The sequence below is a fragment of the Bosea beijingensis genome, assembly GCF_030758975.1.
Taxonomy (GTDB): domain Bacteria; phylum Pseudomonadota; class Alphaproteobacteria; order Rhizobiales; family Beijerinckiaceae; genus Allobosea; species Allobosea beijingensis.
Map to the genome: position 1 here is coordinate 5,043,180 of NZ_CP132359.1, position 17,417 is coordinate 5,060,596.

Here is a 17,417-nt window from a genome sequence, read left to right on the forward strand (position 1 = left end):
AATAGGTCCGGTTTATGGGCCCGTATCGCCTCAAGCGCGGCTAACCCATCTCCAACGACCTCGACGTCAAAAGCCTCTGGGTTCTTTTGGCGTCGGCCCCCACGAATTTCATAAGGCAGTGCGCGCGATTCTCAAGCCGGTCGAGAATTAGGCGAAAGCCTATACACCTCTTCGAGGACCGCACATCTGGTCGAGGGCCTGCTAGAGGTAAGTCAAGGGAGGCCCACCAAGCTGGGTCGTGTCGTCGTCACGTCCTGGGCTGTCGAAGTTGACGCTCATTGACAAGGGTGAGCCGGCCCGCTCAGCGGACCGGCTCGGGGTGTTTCTCCTGAAACGTCGAAACTTAGATCAAACGCGCAGGTTCTCGTCGCGGTGCTCACCGCCCAGCGTCGCCGCCCAGGCTGCCGCGGCCGCTCCCACCAGCAGCGCAGCGGCTGTCAGAAAGGCGGTGAGAACCGCGATCTTGCGCGCCCGCTCGGCCGCCTGCTTGGCGGTTTCCTTGGCCTGCGAGAGCTTCGCATAAGCGTCGTCGATGCGCTTTTGAGCATCCTGTTCGCTGATGCCGGAGCGCGCGGCGAGCCGCGAAGCAAGGTAGTCCCGGTCGCCCTGTTCGATCTTGCCGTTCTTCAGCGCGTTGACGAAAATCCGGGAAGCCTCGTCACGCTCCTGAGCGGTCGGCGGCTGCTGACCGTTGGCGCGCATGACATTGTCGAGCGCCATCGCGAGCGGATCGACATTCTGCGAGACCAGCGACGCCACGCCCGAGCTCGCGCTTGCGACGCCGCTGACCGCGGTCCTGGCCGCGCCGAACAGCGACGACGTTGCGACGACGGTTATCAGAAGCGCGCCGGTCGCCCAGACAAGCAGGCCGTGGGTCGCATCGCGAACCTTGCGCTCCTCGTCATTGGCATCGAAGCTCGGCTGTCGCATGCGTCCGGCGAGATAGCCGCCCGCCATTGTGGCGGAAGCCATTACCCAGAGCGCCCAAAGCCCCGCGGCTACCGCCAGGGCGGTGGAGCTCGAACTCTTCTCGAAATCGGCTGAGACCATCGACAGGCCGATCGCCGATCCGAAGACCGTCATGATTGTGGAGATCGCGGTTGCGATGACCGCACCGCCAATGATGGGGCCCCACTGAACGTAGGAGCGGTTCTCCTTGTTCACGGTCACGGGAGCGACGACAACGTCCGATCCTGACATGGACATGGCGCGTTCCTATCGAAGCCCGAGAAACGACAGGATCGCCAGAACGACCACGACCAGACCTACGAGATAAATGACACCGTTCATCAGCCCCTCCTAAAATCCACGAAAGTGAGGGCGTAACGGCCGATCGGTCGTTGGGTTCCGCTTGCGTACACTCTGAGCTAACGGGATGAATGACCCACATTTCCCCGAAGCCGGCGTTCAACAATCCGAAGCACGGCGGTGGCGCATCATGTGAGGCAGGAAATCCATCTTGCCGACGGCTAAACCAGCGTGGCGCAAAAGCGCATAGGCCATCGTCACGTGAAAATAGAAGTTCGGCATGATCCAGTCTCGAATATCCTCTTCCGAAGACATCACGAAACGCACCCCGTTGGGCAAAGTGAGGTCTACGGGATCGTCGGCGCGTGCCCATTTTGCGGGGTCCGACTGACCGAGATGTGAGCGTACAGTCGCGATTCGCTCACGTATCTCCGCGAAGGATCGGTAAGTCGACTCCTCGAGGGACAGCGACATTCCGGCGACCTGGTTCAGGGCCAGCAACACTTGATTGACGGCGACGCGGAATTGCAACTCCAGCGTAAACATGTCCTCCGTCAGCCTGTCTCCCAAGATGGAGTCCTCAATCCCAGCATCCTGAGCCCTGTCGACAAGATGGTCGAGCGTACCGAGCATGTTGGCGAAGGTGACGTGCGCGGATCGAGCGTATGACATGGCCAACCAATCGCATGTCATTGCGGGCGGCGCCACAACCGCCGTCGGCGTCCGATGATCGTCTGATCTTCGGACCGTCTGTAAGTCGGCAAGGCCACGGTACCGTTGGACCAACCAGAAAGACGCTCGTTGCCGAGCCGCCAAGAGACACCCGGTGGACTCGCTTTAATCCGAAAGCATGTGCGGCGTCTCGCTGCGACATTCGGCCAATCCGCGAGGAACATGCAAGCCTCCAAGCCGAGCGAATTGTTATGGGATGTCCAAGGCCGGTCAGAATGACCCGGGGCGTTCGAATTCGTCGGACGCCGTCAATGCCATAGCCACATTTTCCTCGTGGCAACATAGTCTGGTCCCCCGCGGACGCCTGAATCCGGCTGTTTTAGGAAGGCACGCCGGACGTTTTCAAGGAGTCTTGCAGAGGCTCGAAGCTCACCTAAATCAACCTCTGCCGGAGCTAACGAGGAGACGATGGCATGCCCTTTTCATCTCTGACCGACCCGACCGATTTAGCGCGGGCTTTTGCTTCGCTTGAAGCGGTTTGGAGCCAGGTGAAGGCTTCCGTACCGCCGAGCGAGCACGAGAAGGAGCGCGAGAGAATTGCCTATTTGGTAGCGGGCTTTGCTCCCCTCGCGCTCGACGAGGATGATCTTACCCGCAACGTCCTGTTCCAGCTGGAGCGTGACGTAGCCGCCTAAAGCGACGCCTTTGCAACACCGATCATTCCCGAAGTCGGGCGACCCCTCTTCGTCAATCGCGGCGCGAGATCGTGCAGTGCGACCATGGCGCCATTCCGACTGGAACCTGGGCGCCTGACGGTCCGTTGCCGATCAGTGGGGGGCTGGACGGAGAGCAAGCCATGATGTTCGTAGAGCAGATCAAGGAAGGCCAGCGCGTCATCGGCTCCGATGGAGGGCATGTCGGAACCGTCGACGCTCTGAGCGGCCAGCTCATCAAGCTGAAGAAGAATGATCCCGAGTCGGGGGGAGCCCATCATTACCTCGACCTCGCGCTCGTCGTTGCGCTCGATGACGATACGATCAAGCTGATCGTCCCAGCGGCTGAAGCCAAAGAGAGATGGTCGGAGGCGGCCGAGTAATGGACCGACGCCATTTCGTTGCTGGAGCTGGCGCGACCATCGTGTCTGGGCCAGCTCAGGCGAGCGTCACAGTCGACCGCTTTGGTCCGAGCGTTTCCGGAGGCAGCGTCATCCTCCTCCATGGTTCGGACGGTTTGACGAATAGTGGCCGATATCAGTTCGCCGCGAACATGATCGCGGGAGCTGGCTACAACGTCCTGCTACCGCGGTACTTCGAGGCCACCGGCGATCAGCGGGCCCGCTACGGCGAAATCAAAAGCAAGTTTCCGGTCTGGCTGGAAGCGATCGAGACGATCACGGGCGATCAGCAGGCCCGTTTCGCCGTGGTGGGCTTTTCGCTTGGCGGCGCATTGGCCTTGGCTCTGGCGGCGCGCGATCGCAGGATCAAAGCCGTTGTCGACTTCTTCGGATTTCTGCCGCCGGGCCTGGAGCGAGCTTCGCTGCCCCCTACGCTTATTCTGCATGGGGATGCTGACCGAGTGGTGCCAGTNATTTCTGCCGCCGGGCCTGGAGCGAGCTTCGCTGCCCCCTACGCTTATTCTGCATGGGGATGCTGACCGAGTGGTGCCAGTCTCCAACGCCGAAGCCATCGAGAGACTGGTCAAGAGCAGTGGGGGCTCTGTCCAGAGCCATATCTATCCCGGCGAAGGACATCGCCTGTCTTTGGCGAGCTGGCCCGACGCGATCGCGAGGACGCAAGCATTCCATCAGGCTGCCTCCCTCTTGCGCTCGGTCAGCTTCTCGATGCGCTTCTCGTTGATGGTGCTCTCGATGACGCGGTCGACATAGATGCCGGGCGTCTGGATCGTATCCGGATCGAAGGAGCCGACCGGGACGATCTCCTCGACCTCGGCCACGGTCACCTTGCCGGCGGTCGCCATGTTCGGGTTGAAGTTCCGCGCCGTGCGGCGATAGATCAGGTTACCGGCTGTGTCGGCCTTCCAGGCCTTGACGATGGCTAGATCGGCCCTGAGCCAGGTTTCGCGCACATAGAGCTGCCCTTCGAATTCCTCGACCGGCTTGCCTTCGGCGACGACGGNGTTGAAGTTCCGCGCCGTGCGGCGATAGATCAGGTTACCGGCTGTGTCGGCCTTCCAGGCCTTGACGATGGCTAGATCGGCCCTGAGCCAGGTTTCGCGCACATAGAGCTGCCCTTCGAATTCCTCGACCGGCTTGCCTTCGGCGACGACGGTGCCGACGCCGGTCTTGGTGTAGAAGGCCGGGATGCCGGCGCCGCCGGCGCGGATGCGCTCGGCCAGCGGGCCCTGCGGGTTGAGCTCCAGCTCCAGCTCGCCGGCGAGATATTGCTGCTCGAACAGCTTGTTCTCGCCGACATAGGACGCGATCATCTTCTTGATCTGCCGCGTCTGCAGCAGCATCCACAGGCCGAAGCCGTCGGCGCCGGCATTGTTCGAGATGACGGTCAGGTCCTTCACGCCGGAATCGCGAATCTCGGGGATCAGGCTCTCGGGATTGCCCGACAGGCCGAAGCCGCCCGACATGATCGTCATGCCGTCGAAAAGCAGGCCCTCCAGCGCCGCCGCCGGGCCGTCATAGATCTTGCGCATCTTTTATCGCTTCTGGTGACTTGGATGAGGTGTTGAGGGCGGACGCCGCGTAGCGAGCAGGATACCCCCCACGATCACGACGAAAGCGACCGGATGGTACCATGCGAGTCGCTCGCCGAGGAATGCAGCGGCCAGAATGGCGCTAAAAATCGGCATGAGGTGCATGAACATGCCGGTCGTTGCCGGGCCGAGCGTCGCGATCGAGCGGTTCCAAAAGATGTATGCCAGGATCGACGGGAAAACCGCGAAGTAGACCAGAGCCGGCAGGCTGTTCAGTGTCGGCACGAAGATTCTGCTCTGCGTTGCCTCGATCAGCACGAAGGGCAGGTGAAACACGATGCCGAAGGCGGTCGTCGCTCCGAGCAAGGACAGCGGCTTTAAGCCGAGCGGCCGGCGGCGAACGAGAACCGTATACAACGCCCAAAAGCTCATCCCTAGGACGACGAGGATGTCACCCCGTCCCACCATGAGATTGCCGAGAGCGAAAAGGTCGCCGCGTGCGATGACCAGGACCGCACCCATCAGCGAAACGGCGATGCCGAGTGCCCGGAGCGGAACGATCCGCTCGCCCAACAGAAGCCGGGCCAAAAGGATCGTCGCGACAGGTAGGAGCGAGTTCACAAGGGCCGCATTGATGACTGTCGTATGATGCAGCGCGGTGTAGATGAAGCAATTGAATGCGGTCACGCCGATTGCGCCTAGGAGGGCCAGGAAGGCCCACTCCTCACGCAGCCGCGACCGATCGAGCCGCAGCGAGGACCAGGCGAAGGGTAGCAGGATAGCCAAAGCAAGCACCCACCGCCAAAAGGACATCTGGATCGGCGGAATGTCGTCGCGCATCAGCCGCGCGATCAGGAAGTTACCTGCCCAGAACAGCGGGGGTAGTGCGGCGACGACATAGGCCAGCGGGATGGGGCTTGCCGCGGAGGCGGCCGGCTTGCCCCTGTCGAGTTCAGCCATCGCTGCGCTTCTTCGCCATGCGCACTTCGGTGTAGCGGCCGAGTACGGAGTTGACACCAACTGCCAGCAGAAAAACGATCAGCAGCAATGCGTACATGCGGGGCATGTTGAAAGTCGTGTAAGTCTGGATGACGGCGTAGCCGAGCCCCTGGTTTGCGAGCTTGGTCTCTGCCAGCAACGTACCCACGATGGCGACGCCGAGGCCAATGCGGATGCCGTTGATCACCGGCAGTCGCATCGCCGGAATATAGATCTTGGTCAGCATCTGGGCCGAGGTGAGTCTGAAGGTCATCCCCACACGGATCAGGACCCGATCGATCTCGCGCATGGACGCGGCTACGCTGACGGCCACCGGGAAGAAGCAAGACAGGGCACCCATCGCGACCTTGGAACCGGGGCCGACGCCGAACCACATGATCATGATCGGGAAGAAGATGATCTTCGGCGTCGGACCCAGATAATGCAGGAGCGGCTCGTATGCTGAACTGAGGAAGCGGTCGCGTCCCAGCACAATGCCGACAATAACTCCCGCGCCGCCGCCGATGGCGACGGCCAGTGCAACCTCGCAGAAGGTCACCGCGAGGTTGTGGTAAAAGCCGCGATCGATCAGCAGCATCGCCAACTCCCGGCCGATGAGCGGCAGCGGCGGCACCACGTCGCGATACAGCAGACCCGAGCGGGCCAGGCTCTCCCATCCGATCACGATCGCCAGCACAATGGCGATGCGCGTCAGCATGACTGCTTGCCCTTCCGAAGGGCGTTTCCACGGCGTCGTACGAGACGGCATGGATCCGGCGGCCTGGTTCATGGCTCGGACTCTCGTCACTTGGGGTCTCAGCGGCGCGGCGGAATCTGGATCAGTTCGCCGAGCTGTTCCTTGGTGAGCGGCTGCGCGGTGTACTTCAGCGTCACGGCGTCCGGCACGATGGTGTCCAGCCCGACAATGCGATCGGGATCGAGCGCCTTCTTCGGAAAGAATTCATCACGGGTACGCTTGGCGATCTCGAGAGGCACGCCGACGAAATCGGCATAGACCTTGAGGGCCTCGTCGTTCGCATACATTGCGTCCACGGTTTCCCGGTAGGCGAGCATGAAGCGATCGAGCTGCTCCTTCTTGGACTGAAGCACCGACGTGTTCGTGATCAGCAGACGGACGGTCTGGTCCCGGAATGCCTGGGTGTTGTTTCCGGTCGCGATGACGCGGATTTCGCCCTTGCTGAGCTGTTCGAGGCCGAAGGGCGGCGCCGCCCAGCCGACGTCGATCTGGCCCGACATGACCTGCGTGAGCGTCGGAGCCGGCCCCCCGGTGGCGGTCAATTTCGCCTTCAGTCCGTTTTCCTTGACGAAGGCGTTGACGACGCCATGCGTCGAGGACCCGTTTGTCGAATAGGCGACCGTGCGCCCGTCGAAATCCTTCAGGGTTTTAACCGGTGAATCGGACTTCACATACCAGTACAGATCTTGTCCGCCAGTCGTCTCGGCCCCGATGATACGGATCGGCGCGCCCTTGGAGAACGCCGAGAGAGCGCCCATAATGCCGCCGGCCACGCCGATGTCGACGCTGTTCGACAGCACGGCCTGCTGCGTTTCGCCGCCGCCTTGCGTGTACAGCATCTGAAGGTCGAGCTTGTGCTTCTTGAAGATCCCAAGCCGTGTGCCGATTTCGGCGACCGAGGTATCCCAGTTGCCGCGCTGGCCGACCGCAAGCTTAAGCTGATCCTGTGCGCTTGCCGGACCTGCCGCGAGTGACAGAAGACCGGCAAATGCGCCCGCCAGAACCGTTCGCTTCGTCAAGGTCATATCTTTCCTCCCTCATTTTTTGATGGTCGTCGCAGATTTCTTGGATGCTGCGTTTGCCGTGCGCGTTAGATCTTGAAGGCCTCCAACGTGGGAGCGGGAAACAGATCCTCGACGCCAAGGCGCCGCGACGACAAGCCCTGCGTGTGATGCGCCTGAAGGAACGCGTCCAGCACGTGCCGGTTCGCCTCGACACCATAGGACCAGAAATCGTTGCCCATCAGCTTCTTCGCCGATTGCAACTGCTCCTCGACGAATGGCAGCGTAACCTTCGTGGCCGATGTATCGGTGAGCCGCGAGAGAGCGATCCGCTTCGACTGCTCGAACGCCTTCAGGAGAGCGGCCGGCAGCCATGGCTGGTCTTCGACGATCGTGCGTCGCGCACCGATCACATGCATGATCGGGAAGATGTTCGTGCGGCGGTAGTAGTCGGAGGCCGCCGCCGTAGGCGTGGCAAAGAGTCGTGCAATCTTCGGGTGGCCCGCCTCGAAGGCGGAGGGCGCCCTCGGGCCGATAAAGCCGTCAATCTCACCGTCGGCCAGCATTTGGTTTAGGGAGCGGTCCGCGGGAGCCTGCTCGACCCGGATGTCAGAGGGGAGTGAAACCGCGATCTTCTCCGCGCGCCCGGGCTGTTCGATGCCACCGCGGACCCACGTCACGTCGGTGGGCCGCACGCCATAATCGTCCTCGAGCATGGAGCGGATCCAGACGCATGCCGTGAGCTGGTACTCGGGGCACCCGATGCGCTTCCCCTTAAGGTCTTCCGGCCTCTCGATCCCGCGGTCGGTCCGAATGAAAATCTCGGAATGCCGGAACGCGCGCGACACGAACGCGGGCACGCCTACATACGGATTCGTCCCGTGATCGACCTTTACCGCGAAGCTCGACAAGGATGCCTCGCAGACGTCGAACTCGGCATGCCGGAATGCGCGGAAGAAAATCTCCTCCGGAAAAAGCTTCATAAACACGGGGTCGACACCGTCGATCTGAACTTCCCCGTCAAGCAGTGGTCTGTTGCGGTCGTAATCCCCGATCGCGATGGAAAGTCGCAGCTTAGACAAATCGTCCTCCCAGAGGCGGGCATCATCGGCCCAGCTTTCCGGCAGGATGCGCCCGGCGCGGGGGGCGGACAAAGACTTCTGCGAGATGCCAGTGAGACCTCGACTGTTTGGCGTGCGTTCTGGCCGCGCAGTCGTCACGCGCGCCCGCGCAGGCGATCTGCCCCTCCGTGGTGTTCGTCGCAGCGGCCCATCGAAGATCCCGGAGGGTGCAATGATCCTCAAGACGATTTTCTTATACGAGAAGGAACCAAAATATACTTGATGTCGATCCTGAAAGGCCCGGACATCGTGCCTGGCCCAACGCCGGGATGCGATCGAGATATCGCTATCGGTAGGGCCGCCCTCGATGTTTCTGCATCAAACAACAATTCATGTCCGCGCGGGGCGGATCCTTATGCAACGGCACGGCGCCTCTCCCGCTGCGGTGCGCGCGAGGGCCGGCGCTTTGCACCGAGGGAGGGTGCCGCAGCGGAGATCAGGGAGGAAAATCCATGACCAGATCGTTTCGGGCTATCACCCTCGCGCTGCTTGCGGGCGCGGTTCTCGCCGCCCCCTCGTCGGCGAGAGGCCAGGAGGCAGGCGAGGGAAAGCGCACGTACTTCGCCCTGGGGCCAGCGACCGCCGTCTATGCGGAGCCCGCTGCGCGCGCCAAAGTCGCGGCGCTCGTCATCCATCGCACCGCCAATTACACCACGCATATCGCCTGCAACGAACTGCCGAAGCGTGGTATCGCGGCCCTGTGCATGAGCACGCGCTTCACAAACAACGAGTTCGCGGTCGACTGGGACCGGATCGCGCTGGACGTGAAGGCTGGCGTCGAATTCCTGCGCAAGCAGCAGGGTATCGAGAAAGTCGTGCTGTTCGGCCATAGCGGCGGAGGCCCGACCACAAGCTTCTATCAGGCGGTGGCCGAGAACGGACTCGGCTTCTGCAAGGATCCGCAGAAGCTGGTGCCTTGCCGCGACGATCTAACCGGAATGCCGAAAGCCGACGGACTGATTCTCGCCGATGCTCATCCGGGCGTGCCGGTCATTCTGCTGCGCAGTCTGAACGGGTCGGTGCTCGACGAGACGGCCGGCAAATTTAATGCCGCGCTCGACCCGTATCTGACGAGTAACGGCTATAGCGCGACAGCGTCGTCAACCTATTCGCCAGAGTTCCAGGCCCGCTATTTCGCTGCGCAGTCGGCGCGCATGAACGCGCTGATCGCGACCGCGCAGGGGCGCGTGAAAGCCATCCGGGAGGGCAAGGGGACCTATCCGGACAATGACCTGTTCGCCATCCCGCATGGCGGTAATCCCGGCGCGGGTCCAGGCGGCGCATCGCAACTGCACAGTCTCGATACGGCGATCTCGCTTCGGCGCACGCGCGCGCCGCAGAAACTGGTGCGCAACGACGGCAGCATCGTCGAACAGATCGTCACCTCCGTCAGTCCGCCAGAACTCGACACGAAGGAGACGACCAACAGCTTCGATCGCGGCACAAAAATCCTGTCGCTTCGCTCGTTCCTGAGCACTCAGGCCGTGCGCTCTAGCAACTCTCTCGATGGTATCGACCATTGCTCCAGCAACAATTCCACCATCTGCGCCGTTCGCTCGATTGCCGCGCCGACACTCGTGGTCGGCATGGGGGGCTATCTGTTCATTCGCGACTCCGAAGAGGAGTACGAGAACAGCGTCGCCGCCAAAAAGGAACTGCTTTTCATCGAGGGCGCCAGCCACGGCTTCACCCCGTGCCGGAACTGCTCGGCCGACCCTGAAGCCTATGCGAACAGCGTGCGCAACCTGTTCGACCAGGTGAAGAATTGGGTCGACGCAACGATGCGCTGAGGGGCTGGCACGGGTCGCCGTTGCCGGAATATGCGTGGTTTCGATGGGACCGCAGCGTCCTTCCGTTGCATGCCGAATATGGGCCCGAATTTCGGAACCAATGCCCACTGCGCCGACCAGCCGCGGCATCCGCGGCCTGTCGGCGACTCTCATTGGTTCTGGGTCCGGGCTCAATCCTAGGGATCGCTCCGGAACGACTGCATGTTTTCGAATGAAATCGGCACTCTTCTAGATGCCCACGCGCCGCGCTAGGGGCCCCAGGGAATCGAGCAGGCGCCGCACGATCCCGTCAATGAAGTGATCGATCAGATCCTGGCTTCTGAAAGAGGGTGCGTTAGACGGCTTCAGCAGATAGAGAGTTCGGGTCAACGGAATATCGGATATCCGTTGCATCACCAGCTTACCGGCGCGGATTTCCTCACTGGCGGTGCCGTAGGGCATCATGCTGGCGGCTGCTCCGCGCACCACCAGGCTGCGCATCGCCGGAATCGATTCCGCCTCGTAGACAATCCTGAGATCGAGTGAATAGCGGGCTGCGGCATCCCTCAGCAGGCGCTGAACCATGTCACGCTCGCCGGCCTGCACGAGGTCATGAGAGAGCGCGTCCGCCAGAGTGAGGGTGGGAGGCAGAGGCTCTCCCGTCGCCGGACGAGCGAAGATTAGCTCCTCCACCAGCAACGGGCGTCGGCTTACCCCGGGGCGGGCTTCGTCCACGCCGTAAGCCAGCGCATAGCTGAGCTCGCCCTGTTCGAGGGATATCGTCAGGGTCCGGCTCAAAGCTTCGACAAGGCTCAACGATACCGTGGGCATCGTCTGCTTGGCATTGAGCAGCATGTCAGGGTCCATCTGCAGCATGATGCTGGGCGTGAGGCCCAGGATCATCATCTCTTGCTCAGGGCTGACATTGCCGGTGATCTCTCGCCGGAGTTCTTCGACATCTTGTAGGATGCGGCGAGCCCGGTCGAGCAAGAGCTTGCCTGCCTCGGTAAGCTCAACCCCCCTGGAGTGGCGCACAAGCAGTTCAGTCTTGAGTTCCTGCTCCAGCTGGCGGATCTGCAGGCCGAGAGCGGGCTGCGCCACGTTAAGCTGTTCGGCCGCCCGGGTGATATTGCCGACCTCCGCGATCCGCACGAAATAGCGCAACTGCCTGAGATTGATAGCTTCCTCCTGTCGATGCGAAGCGTTGCGTCAGAGTATGGCGCAGACGGGCGCACTCAGGAAGAACCGCGCCTGTGCCGGCGCGGCTGCGGCAGCTGGCGTCAAGCTCACTGTGCAGGTCGCAGCCAGCGTTCGAGCCGCTCGAGGATCGAGAAAATAACGACGCTCACGAGAATGACGAAGATGATCGTCGCGAACACACCGGGCAAATCATAGCGCTCGGCCAAGTCATTGATCAGCTGACCGAGGCCGCCGAAATTGATCAGAAATTCGACGCCGATGAGGTTGATCAAGGTGAAGATGAGTCCCAGGCGTATCCCGGTGAATATGGTCGGTATCGAGGCTGGAAACTGAATCTTCCAGAACAGCTGCGACGGAGTGAGATTATAGGTGCGCCCAACATTCATGAACGTCTTCTTCACGCCCTGAAAGCCCTCGATGGTCTTGAGCACCACCGGGGCGAGGCCGGCGACAAACCCCATCGCGACAATCGTCGCGGAACTCCGTCCGAAGATCACCAGGAAGAGGGGATAGGCCAGAACGATCGGCGCTGCGGCGGCTGCAGCGATCCAGGGCTCCACCGCAAGTTTGAGAATGCGCCTCTCCTGCAGGAAGATGCCTAAGCTGACGCCGACGACGATGACGAGCAAACTCGCCACGACCGCCTCCGATCCCGTCACGAACAGTCGGTGAGCCAACTGTTCTTCGCTGAAAAGGCGGCCAAAGCTGCCGATTACGGCGGAGGGGAACGGAATCACAAACTGGTTCAGCAGCCCGACACGGAGCAGCAGCTCGACCCCGCATAGAGCGAGCGCAACGGTGGCCAGTCCGAAAAGGATGGGAGGAAACGCGACGATTCGCATTGTCAGGCTTTTCTCGTGCGTGCCGCTTCCTCGGCATCGGCCATTCCGCGCGACGCCTCCTCGCGGAGATCATTCCAGATCTCCGCAACATATCGGCCAAATGCGTCGCTGCCGACAACATCGCTGCTGCGCGGACGCGGTAGGCGGATATCGACGATCCGCTTCACCTTGCCCGGACGGAAGGTCATTATTAGCACTCTGTCAGAGAGCTGAACGGCTTCCGTGATATTGTGAGTGATGAGCAGTGTCGTTTGCCGAAGGTCTTGCTGGATCTTGAGGACTTTGTCGCCAAGCAAGACTCGGGTCTGCTCATCCAGCGCCGCAAAAGGCTCATCCATCAGCAGGATCTTGGGCTCGAACACCAGCGTTCGAGCCAGCGCAACACGCTGGCGCATGCCGCCCGACAGTTCGGACGGGTAGCGCTGCTCGAAGCCCGAGAGCCCCACCATGTCGATGAACTTTCGAGCCGTCGCATGACGTTCATCCTTGCCCACGCCCTTCACTTCGAGCGGGAAGGCGACGTTGTCGATGACGGTGCGCCAGGGAAACGTAGATTCCTCCTGAAACACCATCCCAATGGACGGGTGCGGGCCAGAGACTTTTTCGCCGCCGACGGTCACGGTACCTTCATACCCGCCTACGAGGCCGCCCATGACGTTGAATACCGTGGACTTACCGCAGCCCGAGGGCCCAATAATCGAAACGAATTCTCCTCGCTTGATCTCGAACGACATGCCGTCGACCGCGGTCACTGTCCCCTCGCGCGTGTCGAAGCGCATCGAGACGTCTTTGATGACGACATCGATTTCGTCGATGGACTCGCTCGCAAGACGCAGTTTCGCGTTCGTCGCCCGCATGTTCCTTCCGTCCTCCAGATCGCTGCCAGTCATGGATTGCATTCCAGTGCCGTGCCACGCTTAGGCGTGCCGGGACGTTTGGGCCATGCGGACTTGAATGGATTGATGGCAGGCATTCTTTCCTCCAGCGAGGTCGTTCTCGAAGGTTGCCCGCTTATGGGCGACGCTAGGGTGGCCCCTCATCGTGGTCCAATACTATATCGCTTTGTCTTCCAAACATTTGCGTAGCGGTCGAATCGGCAACAAAATGCCGTGCTCCGACGTCCAATGGGCGTTAAGGTCCGATCGAAAGAACGGAGTAAAATGCCCGAAACAAACTCAAAGGCCCCTGTACCCCCCGCCGAGCAGCGCTACGATCTCCCGCTCGAGGGAAGCGTCGGCTATCAGCTCCGGATGGCCAACAGAGCCGTGCAGCGCTATCTGCAATCGCAGATTGAGCCGTATGGCGTCACGCTTGGCATGTGGTATTTCTTACGGGCTCTCTGGCTGGAGGACGGCCTGACCCAGCGGGAGCTTTCACAGCGTATCGGCACAATGGAGCCGACGACGCTTTCCGCACTGGCGACGATGGAGCGGTCCGGTCTTATCACCCGCGAGCGTGACCCGCATGATCGGCGGAAGCTCTGCGTCAGGCTGACGGAACGAGGCCGCTCGCTCCAGTCAAAGCTGATACCCTGCGCCAACGAAGTCATTGAACGCGCCACCAGCGGAATGACGGGCGAAGAAAAGGCGCGGCTGATCGGGCAGCTAGCGTTGGTGCAGCGAAATCTCGCGGACGCGGTTTTGTTGGGCGGAGATATCGACTAAGCCGCCATGTGGCTCAACCGCCGAGCGTCTTAGCAAGACCGTTCGCGTCCTGCTTCTGAGAAAGCGCATTGCAGAAGTGTCCCGACCGCGCTCGGCTAGAGAAAAGTGCGGCCGGCTTGCGAGTCGGCGGCCTAGCTGCCGACCTTGCCAGAACCTTCACGGGTCATCCCGGCCGCCATGGCGGGGTTGTAGCCGGGTTTCACCCGCGCATCGATCAAGACCGATGCGCCGCCGCGAGCGGCCTCTACGCCCTTCTTGATAGCGTCGACCAATTCGGCGGTGGTCGAGATGGGCCCGATCCCGACCAGCCCCTGGGCGCTGGCGATCGCGGCGATATCTATGTCGGGATCACCGATCCGCTGCCCGATCCACTTGTTTTCGACCGGCCGATCGCGAGTACGTGCTACGCGTTCCTGATGGATCTCGTCGTTGTAGAAGGAGCGATTATTCGCGACGATTGCGAGGAAGGGCAGCTTGTAGTGCGCGGCGGTCCAGAACGCCGAAACGCCCATCATCGTATCGCCATCTCCCAAGACTGCCACAGGCAACCTGCCTGAGCCGGAAAGCGCGAGCGCCGCGCCAGCCACCATGCCGGGACCCGAGCCGATGCCGGCGCCGCCATCGGTGCCGAGATAGTCGAGCGGGTGGCGGAAGTGCCAGCTTTCACCGGCCCAGCCGAGAGGCAGCCGGACAAGCGACACGACTTCATCGCGCAGCACTGTGCCCATCGCCGCCGCGAGCGAGACGATGTCGAGCTCGCGTGATTCGCCAGGCAGGTCGAATGCCGGCAGTGCCGTCAGGTCGGCCGGTTCGGAACCGGGACCGACGCCGAGTTCGTCAGCGAGCAGATGGAGCGCCGCGTTCGGATCGCTGCTGAAATGCAGGTCGGCGGGCGGCAGCGCTTGGTGGTCCATGCTCCAGCCGTTGTGAAGCTGGTGGTCGAGCTGGACATTGATGATCTTGGTCGCGGCCGAACAGCCGCCCTGTTTCAGGGTGCCGGCGAGATCGACCCAGTCGAGCGCCAGGATGACGTCGGCGTCCGCGATCCGCTTCGCGCCGGCCTCGTCGAGGAAATGCCCAGGCTTGGCGCAGTGCAGCCTGTGATCCGTCGGGAAGGCTGCGCCCACCTTGATGTCCGTGAGCACCGACGCGTTCAGCGCTTCCGCGAGGGCCACGCGACGCGCCCAGTCGCGGGTGCTGCGCGAAACCCTGCCGATCAGAAGCATCGGCCGCTCTGCGTTTCTGAGAAGCGTCGCGGCGGCTTTGATGTCCTGGGCCGCCGGGATACCGGGGGAGGGCAGAGCGAAGCGTTTGGGATCGGGCAACTCGGGCATCTGCTCCAGGCGGCGCTCCTGCATGGAGACATCGAGGCAGACATAGGTCGGCGCCGCCGGTGCTGCCCGGGTGATGTTGTTCGCCCGCACCAGAGCTTCCAGCGCAGCTGGGACAGAGACCGGCTGATCGTCCCACTTGATATAGGGGCGGATCATGGCAGCCTGGTCCTTGGCGGTGTGCAGCCAGTCGATCCAAGGACGGCGCTCGGCAGCATCGACGGGACCCGTCGCGCCGAGGATCAGCATCGGCACGCGGTCACACCAGGCGTTGTAGATCGCCATCGTGCCGTGCATGAGCCCGACATTGCTATGCAACACCACGCCCATCGGCCGCTCGGTGACCTTGGCGTAGCCGTGAGCCAGAGCGACGGCATGCTCCTCATGCAGGCAGAGCAGCATCTGGGGGTCCTGGTTGCCCAGGTGGTTGACCAGGCTGTCATGCAGCCCGCGGAAGCTCGAGCCTGGATTGAGCGCGAGATAAGGAATGTCCAGCAGCCGCAGCATCGAGGCAATGGCGTCGCTGCCCCAAATGCCGTTGTCCTGCGATGCGACAGGCGTGTCGATGCCGTCGATCGGAGTGCTCATCGTGTATCCTTTGCTTTTCTGGTCGGCATTCGGGCCGTCCGAGGCCGCAACGCAGGCGGTTCGCATTTCACTGGATGTTACAGCGCCGGTCAGCCGCCGCGGAGGCTCACATGGACGTTCTTCTCCTGGGTGAACGCGAGGAGCTCGCCCAGGCATTCCTCGCGGCCCAGCCCGGACTGCTTCCAGCCGCCGAAGGGCGCACCGAGAAAGTGCTTGGAGACCTCGTTCACCCACACAAACCCGGCCTCAACGGCCAGCGCCGTGCGATGGGCCTTGCGCAGGTCGTTCGTCCAGATGGAGCACGTCAGGCCATATTCGACCTCGTTGACCTGGCCGAGCATCGTCGTCTCGTCATCCCAGGGCAGGACTGCGAGGACCGGCCCAAAAATCTCCTCGCGCGCGATGCGCATCGCCGGCGTGACATCGGCGAAGATGGTGGGCTCGACGTAGAATCCCTTCGTCAGCGCCGGATCAGTGGGCGCCGCACCGCCGGTTATGAGCCGTGCTCCCTGTTCCTTGGCCGAGGCGATGTATTCCAGGACGCGCGCGTGCTGCTGCCGGCTGATGATGGCGCCCATGGTAGTCCGGTCGTCCGTGGGGAGGCCCGGGACATAGTGCCCGGCCAGCGACGGCAGCCTGGACAGCACATCCTCGTAGATGTCCCGATGGACGAACGCGCGGCTCGTCGATCCACACGATTGGCCGCACCAGGTGAAGTTCATTCCGCCAATCACGGCCGAAGCCACGGTCGCGGGGTCGGCGTCGGGGAATGCGATCAATGCGTTCTTGCCGCCGAGTTCCAGGAGAACCGGCTTGATGGTGTCGCTGGCGGCCTTCATCACGGCACGACCGGCGCCGACGCTGCCGATGATCGCGATCTTGTCTACCCCGGGGTGGGAGGCAAGCGCCGCGCCGGCCTCGCGCCCGCCGGGCAGAACGCTGAATAGGCCCCTCGGGAGGATATCCTGTACCAGTTCGGCCAGGCGCAGCGAGGAAAGTGGCGCCTGCTCGGGCGGCTTGACGATGACCGCGTTACCCGCTGCCAGCGGGGCGGCGATCTTGCCGGCGCAGAACATGAAGGGATGATTGAAGGCGAGGATGCGCGCGACGACGCCCAGAGGCTGACGGAGCGTCATGTTGATGACGTCGGGCCCCATCGGGATGGTCTCGCCCTTCATCTCCGTCACGAGCCCGGCGAAATAGTCGAGCTGCGCGGCGGCGATCGTGGCATCGCCCATCATTTCCCGAACCGGATTGCCGCAATTGGCTGCGTCAAGGGCCGCGAGTTCGCGCGCATTGGCACGGACGACGGCAGCGACTTCCTTCAGCAGACGGGCCCTTTCGAGCGGGGCAACGCCCCGCCAGGAGAGAAAGGCCTGCCGTGCGGACTTGACCGCGGCATCGACGTCGCTGGCGCCAGCCTCCGCAACCTCGGCGATCGGCTCGTCGAGCCCCGGATTGGACGTTGCGGCGTAGCGCCCCGATATCGGATGGCGCCATTCACCCCCGTAGTAGAGGCTGCGGCCGGCCGGGGCTGGCTTGTCGAGCATAAGAAGACCCCAATGCGTTTCCAGGGCTCTTG

At 62.4% G+C, this 17,417-nt stretch carries 18 protein-coding genes; 6 read left to right on the forward strand and 12 right to left on the reverse strand.

The window, feature by feature from the left end:
• Positions 1–348 precede the first annotated feature (348 nt).
• Both Q9235_RS24195 and Q9235_RS24200 read right to left on the reverse strand, forming a co-directional pair.
• Positions 349–1,206, reverse strand: coding sequence for a hypothetical protein (locus tag Q9235_RS24195; RefSeq protein WP_306224351.1), 858 nt, complete (start codon positions 1,204–1,206; stop codon positions 349–351).
• Positions 1,207–1,407: 201 nt separating this feature from the next.
• Positions 1,408–1,920, reverse strand: a complete 513-nt coding sequence (locus Q9235_RS24200) for a DUF1993 domain-containing protein (protein ID WP_306224352.1) — start codon at positions 1,918–1,920, stop codon at positions 1,408–1,410.
• A gap of 473 nt (positions 1,921–2,393) precedes the next feature.
• Between Q9235_RS24200 and Q9235_RS24205 the strand changes: the two genes are divergently transcribed.
• The 4 genes from Q9235_RS24205 (at position 2,394) to Q9235_RS26930 (ending at position 3,805) form a co-directional block, all read left to right on the forward strand.
• On the forward strand, positions 2,394–2,615 hold the full coding sequence (locus tag Q9235_RS24205; RefSeq protein ID WP_306224353.1) for a hypothetical protein: 222 nt from the start codon (positions 2,394–2,396) through the stop codon (positions 2,613–2,615).
• Between the two features lie 161 nt (positions 2,616–2,776).
• Positions 2,777–3,016 (forward strand): DUF2171 domain-containing protein, encoded by a 240-nt coding sequence (locus Q9235_RS24210; RefSeq protein WP_306224354.1) that lies wholly within the window; start codon positions 2,777–2,779, stop codon positions 3,014–3,016.
• A 170-nt stretch (positions 3,017–3,186) separates the two neighbouring features.
• Positions 3,187–3,573 carry a dienelactone hydrolase family protein gene (locus Q9235_RS24215; RefSeq protein WP_422678403.1) on the forward strand — a complete coding sequence of 129 codons (387 nt, stop codon included), beginning with the start codon at positions 3,187–3,189 and terminating at the stop codon, positions 3,571–3,573.
• A complete protein-coding gene (locus Q9235_RS26930) occupies positions 3,485–3,805 on the forward strand; it encodes an alpha/beta hydrolase family protein (RefSeq protein WP_422678404.1) in 321 nt (106 codons plus the stop codon). Before Q9235_RS24215 ends, Q9235_RS26930 begins: the two co-directional genes overlap by 89 nt.
• Here Q9235_RS26930 and Q9235_RS26935 read toward each other — a convergent pair.
• The 5 genes from Q9235_RS26935 to Q9235_RS24245 form a co-directional block, all read right to left on the reverse strand.
• The gene (locus tag Q9235_RS26935) at positions 3,724–4,584 is read right to left on the reverse strand and encodes a CoA transferase subunit A (RefSeq protein ID WP_422678235.1); all 861 of its coding nucleotides are present in this window, start codon (positions 4,582–4,584) and stop codon (positions 3,724–3,726) included. The genes Q9235_RS26930 and Q9235_RS26935 overlap by 82 nt on opposite strands.
• Before the next feature lie 3 nt (positions 4,585–4,587).
• The gene (locus Q9235_RS24230) at positions 4,588–5,544 is read right to left on the reverse strand and encodes a DMT family transporter (protein WP_055727174.1); all 957 of its coding nucleotides are present in this window, start codon (positions 5,542–5,544) and stop codon (positions 4,588–4,590) included.
• Positions 5,537–6,352: an ABC transporter permease gene (locus Q9235_RS24235; protein ID WP_248308754.1), complete on the reverse strand. Its 816-nt coding sequence runs from the start codon at positions 6,350–6,352 to the stop codon at positions 5,537–5,539. The genes Q9235_RS24230 and Q9235_RS24235 overlap by 8 nt, the downstream gene beginning before the upstream one ends.
• Positions 6,353–6,378: 26 nt before the next feature.
• Positions 6,379–7,344, reverse strand: a complete 966-nt coding sequence (locus tag Q9235_RS24240) for an ABC transporter substrate-binding protein (RefSeq protein WP_055727173.1) — start codon at positions 7,342–7,344, stop codon at positions 6,379–6,381.
• 65 nt (positions 7,345–7,409) lie between these two features.
• Positions 7,410–8,474 (reverse strand): ABC transporter substrate-binding protein, encoded by a 1,065-nt coding sequence (locus Q9235_RS24245; protein WP_248308753.1) that lies wholly within the window; start codon positions 8,472–8,474, stop codon positions 7,410–7,412.
• Positions 8,475–8,893: 419 nt separating this feature from the next.
• On the opposite strand from Q9235_RS24245, the gene Q9235_RS24250 reads away from it, so the two are divergent.
• Positions 8,894–10,231: an alpha/beta fold hydrolase gene (locus Q9235_RS24250; protein WP_055727172.1), complete on the forward strand. Its 1,338-nt coding sequence runs from the start codon at positions 8,894–8,896 to the stop codon at positions 10,229–10,231.
• 228 nt (positions 10,232–10,459) lie between these two features.
• On the opposite strand, the gene Q9235_RS24255 is transcribed toward Q9235_RS24250, so the two are convergent.
• The 3 genes from Q9235_RS24255 to Q9235_RS24265 form a co-directional block, all read right to left on the reverse strand.
• A complete protein-coding gene (locus Q9235_RS24255) occupies positions 10,460–11,374 on the reverse strand; it encodes a LysR family transcriptional regulator (protein WP_055727171.1) in 915 nt (304 codons plus the stop codon).
• A 122-nt stretch (positions 11,375–11,496) separates the two neighbouring features.
• Positions 11,497–12,252 carry an ABC transporter permease gene (locus tag Q9235_RS24260; protein ID WP_055727170.1) on the reverse strand — a complete coding sequence of 252 codons (756 nt, stop codon included), beginning with the start codon at positions 12,250–12,252 and terminating at the stop codon, positions 11,497–11,499.
• 2 nt (positions 12,253–12,254) lie between these two features.
• On the reverse strand, positions 12,255–13,142 hold the full coding sequence (locus Q9235_RS24265; RefSeq protein WP_248308752.1) for an ABC transporter ATP-binding protein: 888 nt from the start codon (positions 13,140–13,142) through the stop codon (positions 12,255–12,257).
• 270 nt (positions 13,143–13,412) lie between these two features.
• On the opposite strand from Q9235_RS24265, the gene Q9235_RS24270 reads away from it, so the two are divergent.
• The gene (locus Q9235_RS24270; RefSeq protein WP_055727169.1) at positions 13,413–13,916 is read left to right on the forward strand and encodes a MarR family winged helix-turn-helix transcriptional regulator; all 504 of its coding nucleotides are present in this window, start codon (positions 13,413–13,415) and stop codon (positions 13,914–13,916) included.
• A 131-nt stretch (positions 13,917–14,047) separates the two neighbouring features.
• Here Q9235_RS24270 and Q9235_RS24275 read toward each other — a convergent pair whose 3' ends face one another.
• Together Q9235_RS24275 and Q9235_RS24280 are read right to left on the reverse strand one after the other, a co-directional pair.
• A complete protein-coding gene (locus Q9235_RS24275; RefSeq protein ID WP_055727168.1) occupies positions 14,048–15,835 on the reverse strand; it encodes a thiamine pyrophosphate-binding protein in 1,788 nt (595 codons plus the stop codon).
• Between the two features lie 89 nt (positions 15,836–15,924).
• On the reverse strand, positions 15,925–17,385 hold the full coding sequence (locus tag Q9235_RS24280; protein WP_055727167.1) for an aldehyde dehydrogenase family protein: 1,461 nt from the start codon (positions 17,383–17,385) through the stop codon (positions 15,925–15,927).
• Positions 17,386–17,417: the final 32 nt, after the last annotated feature.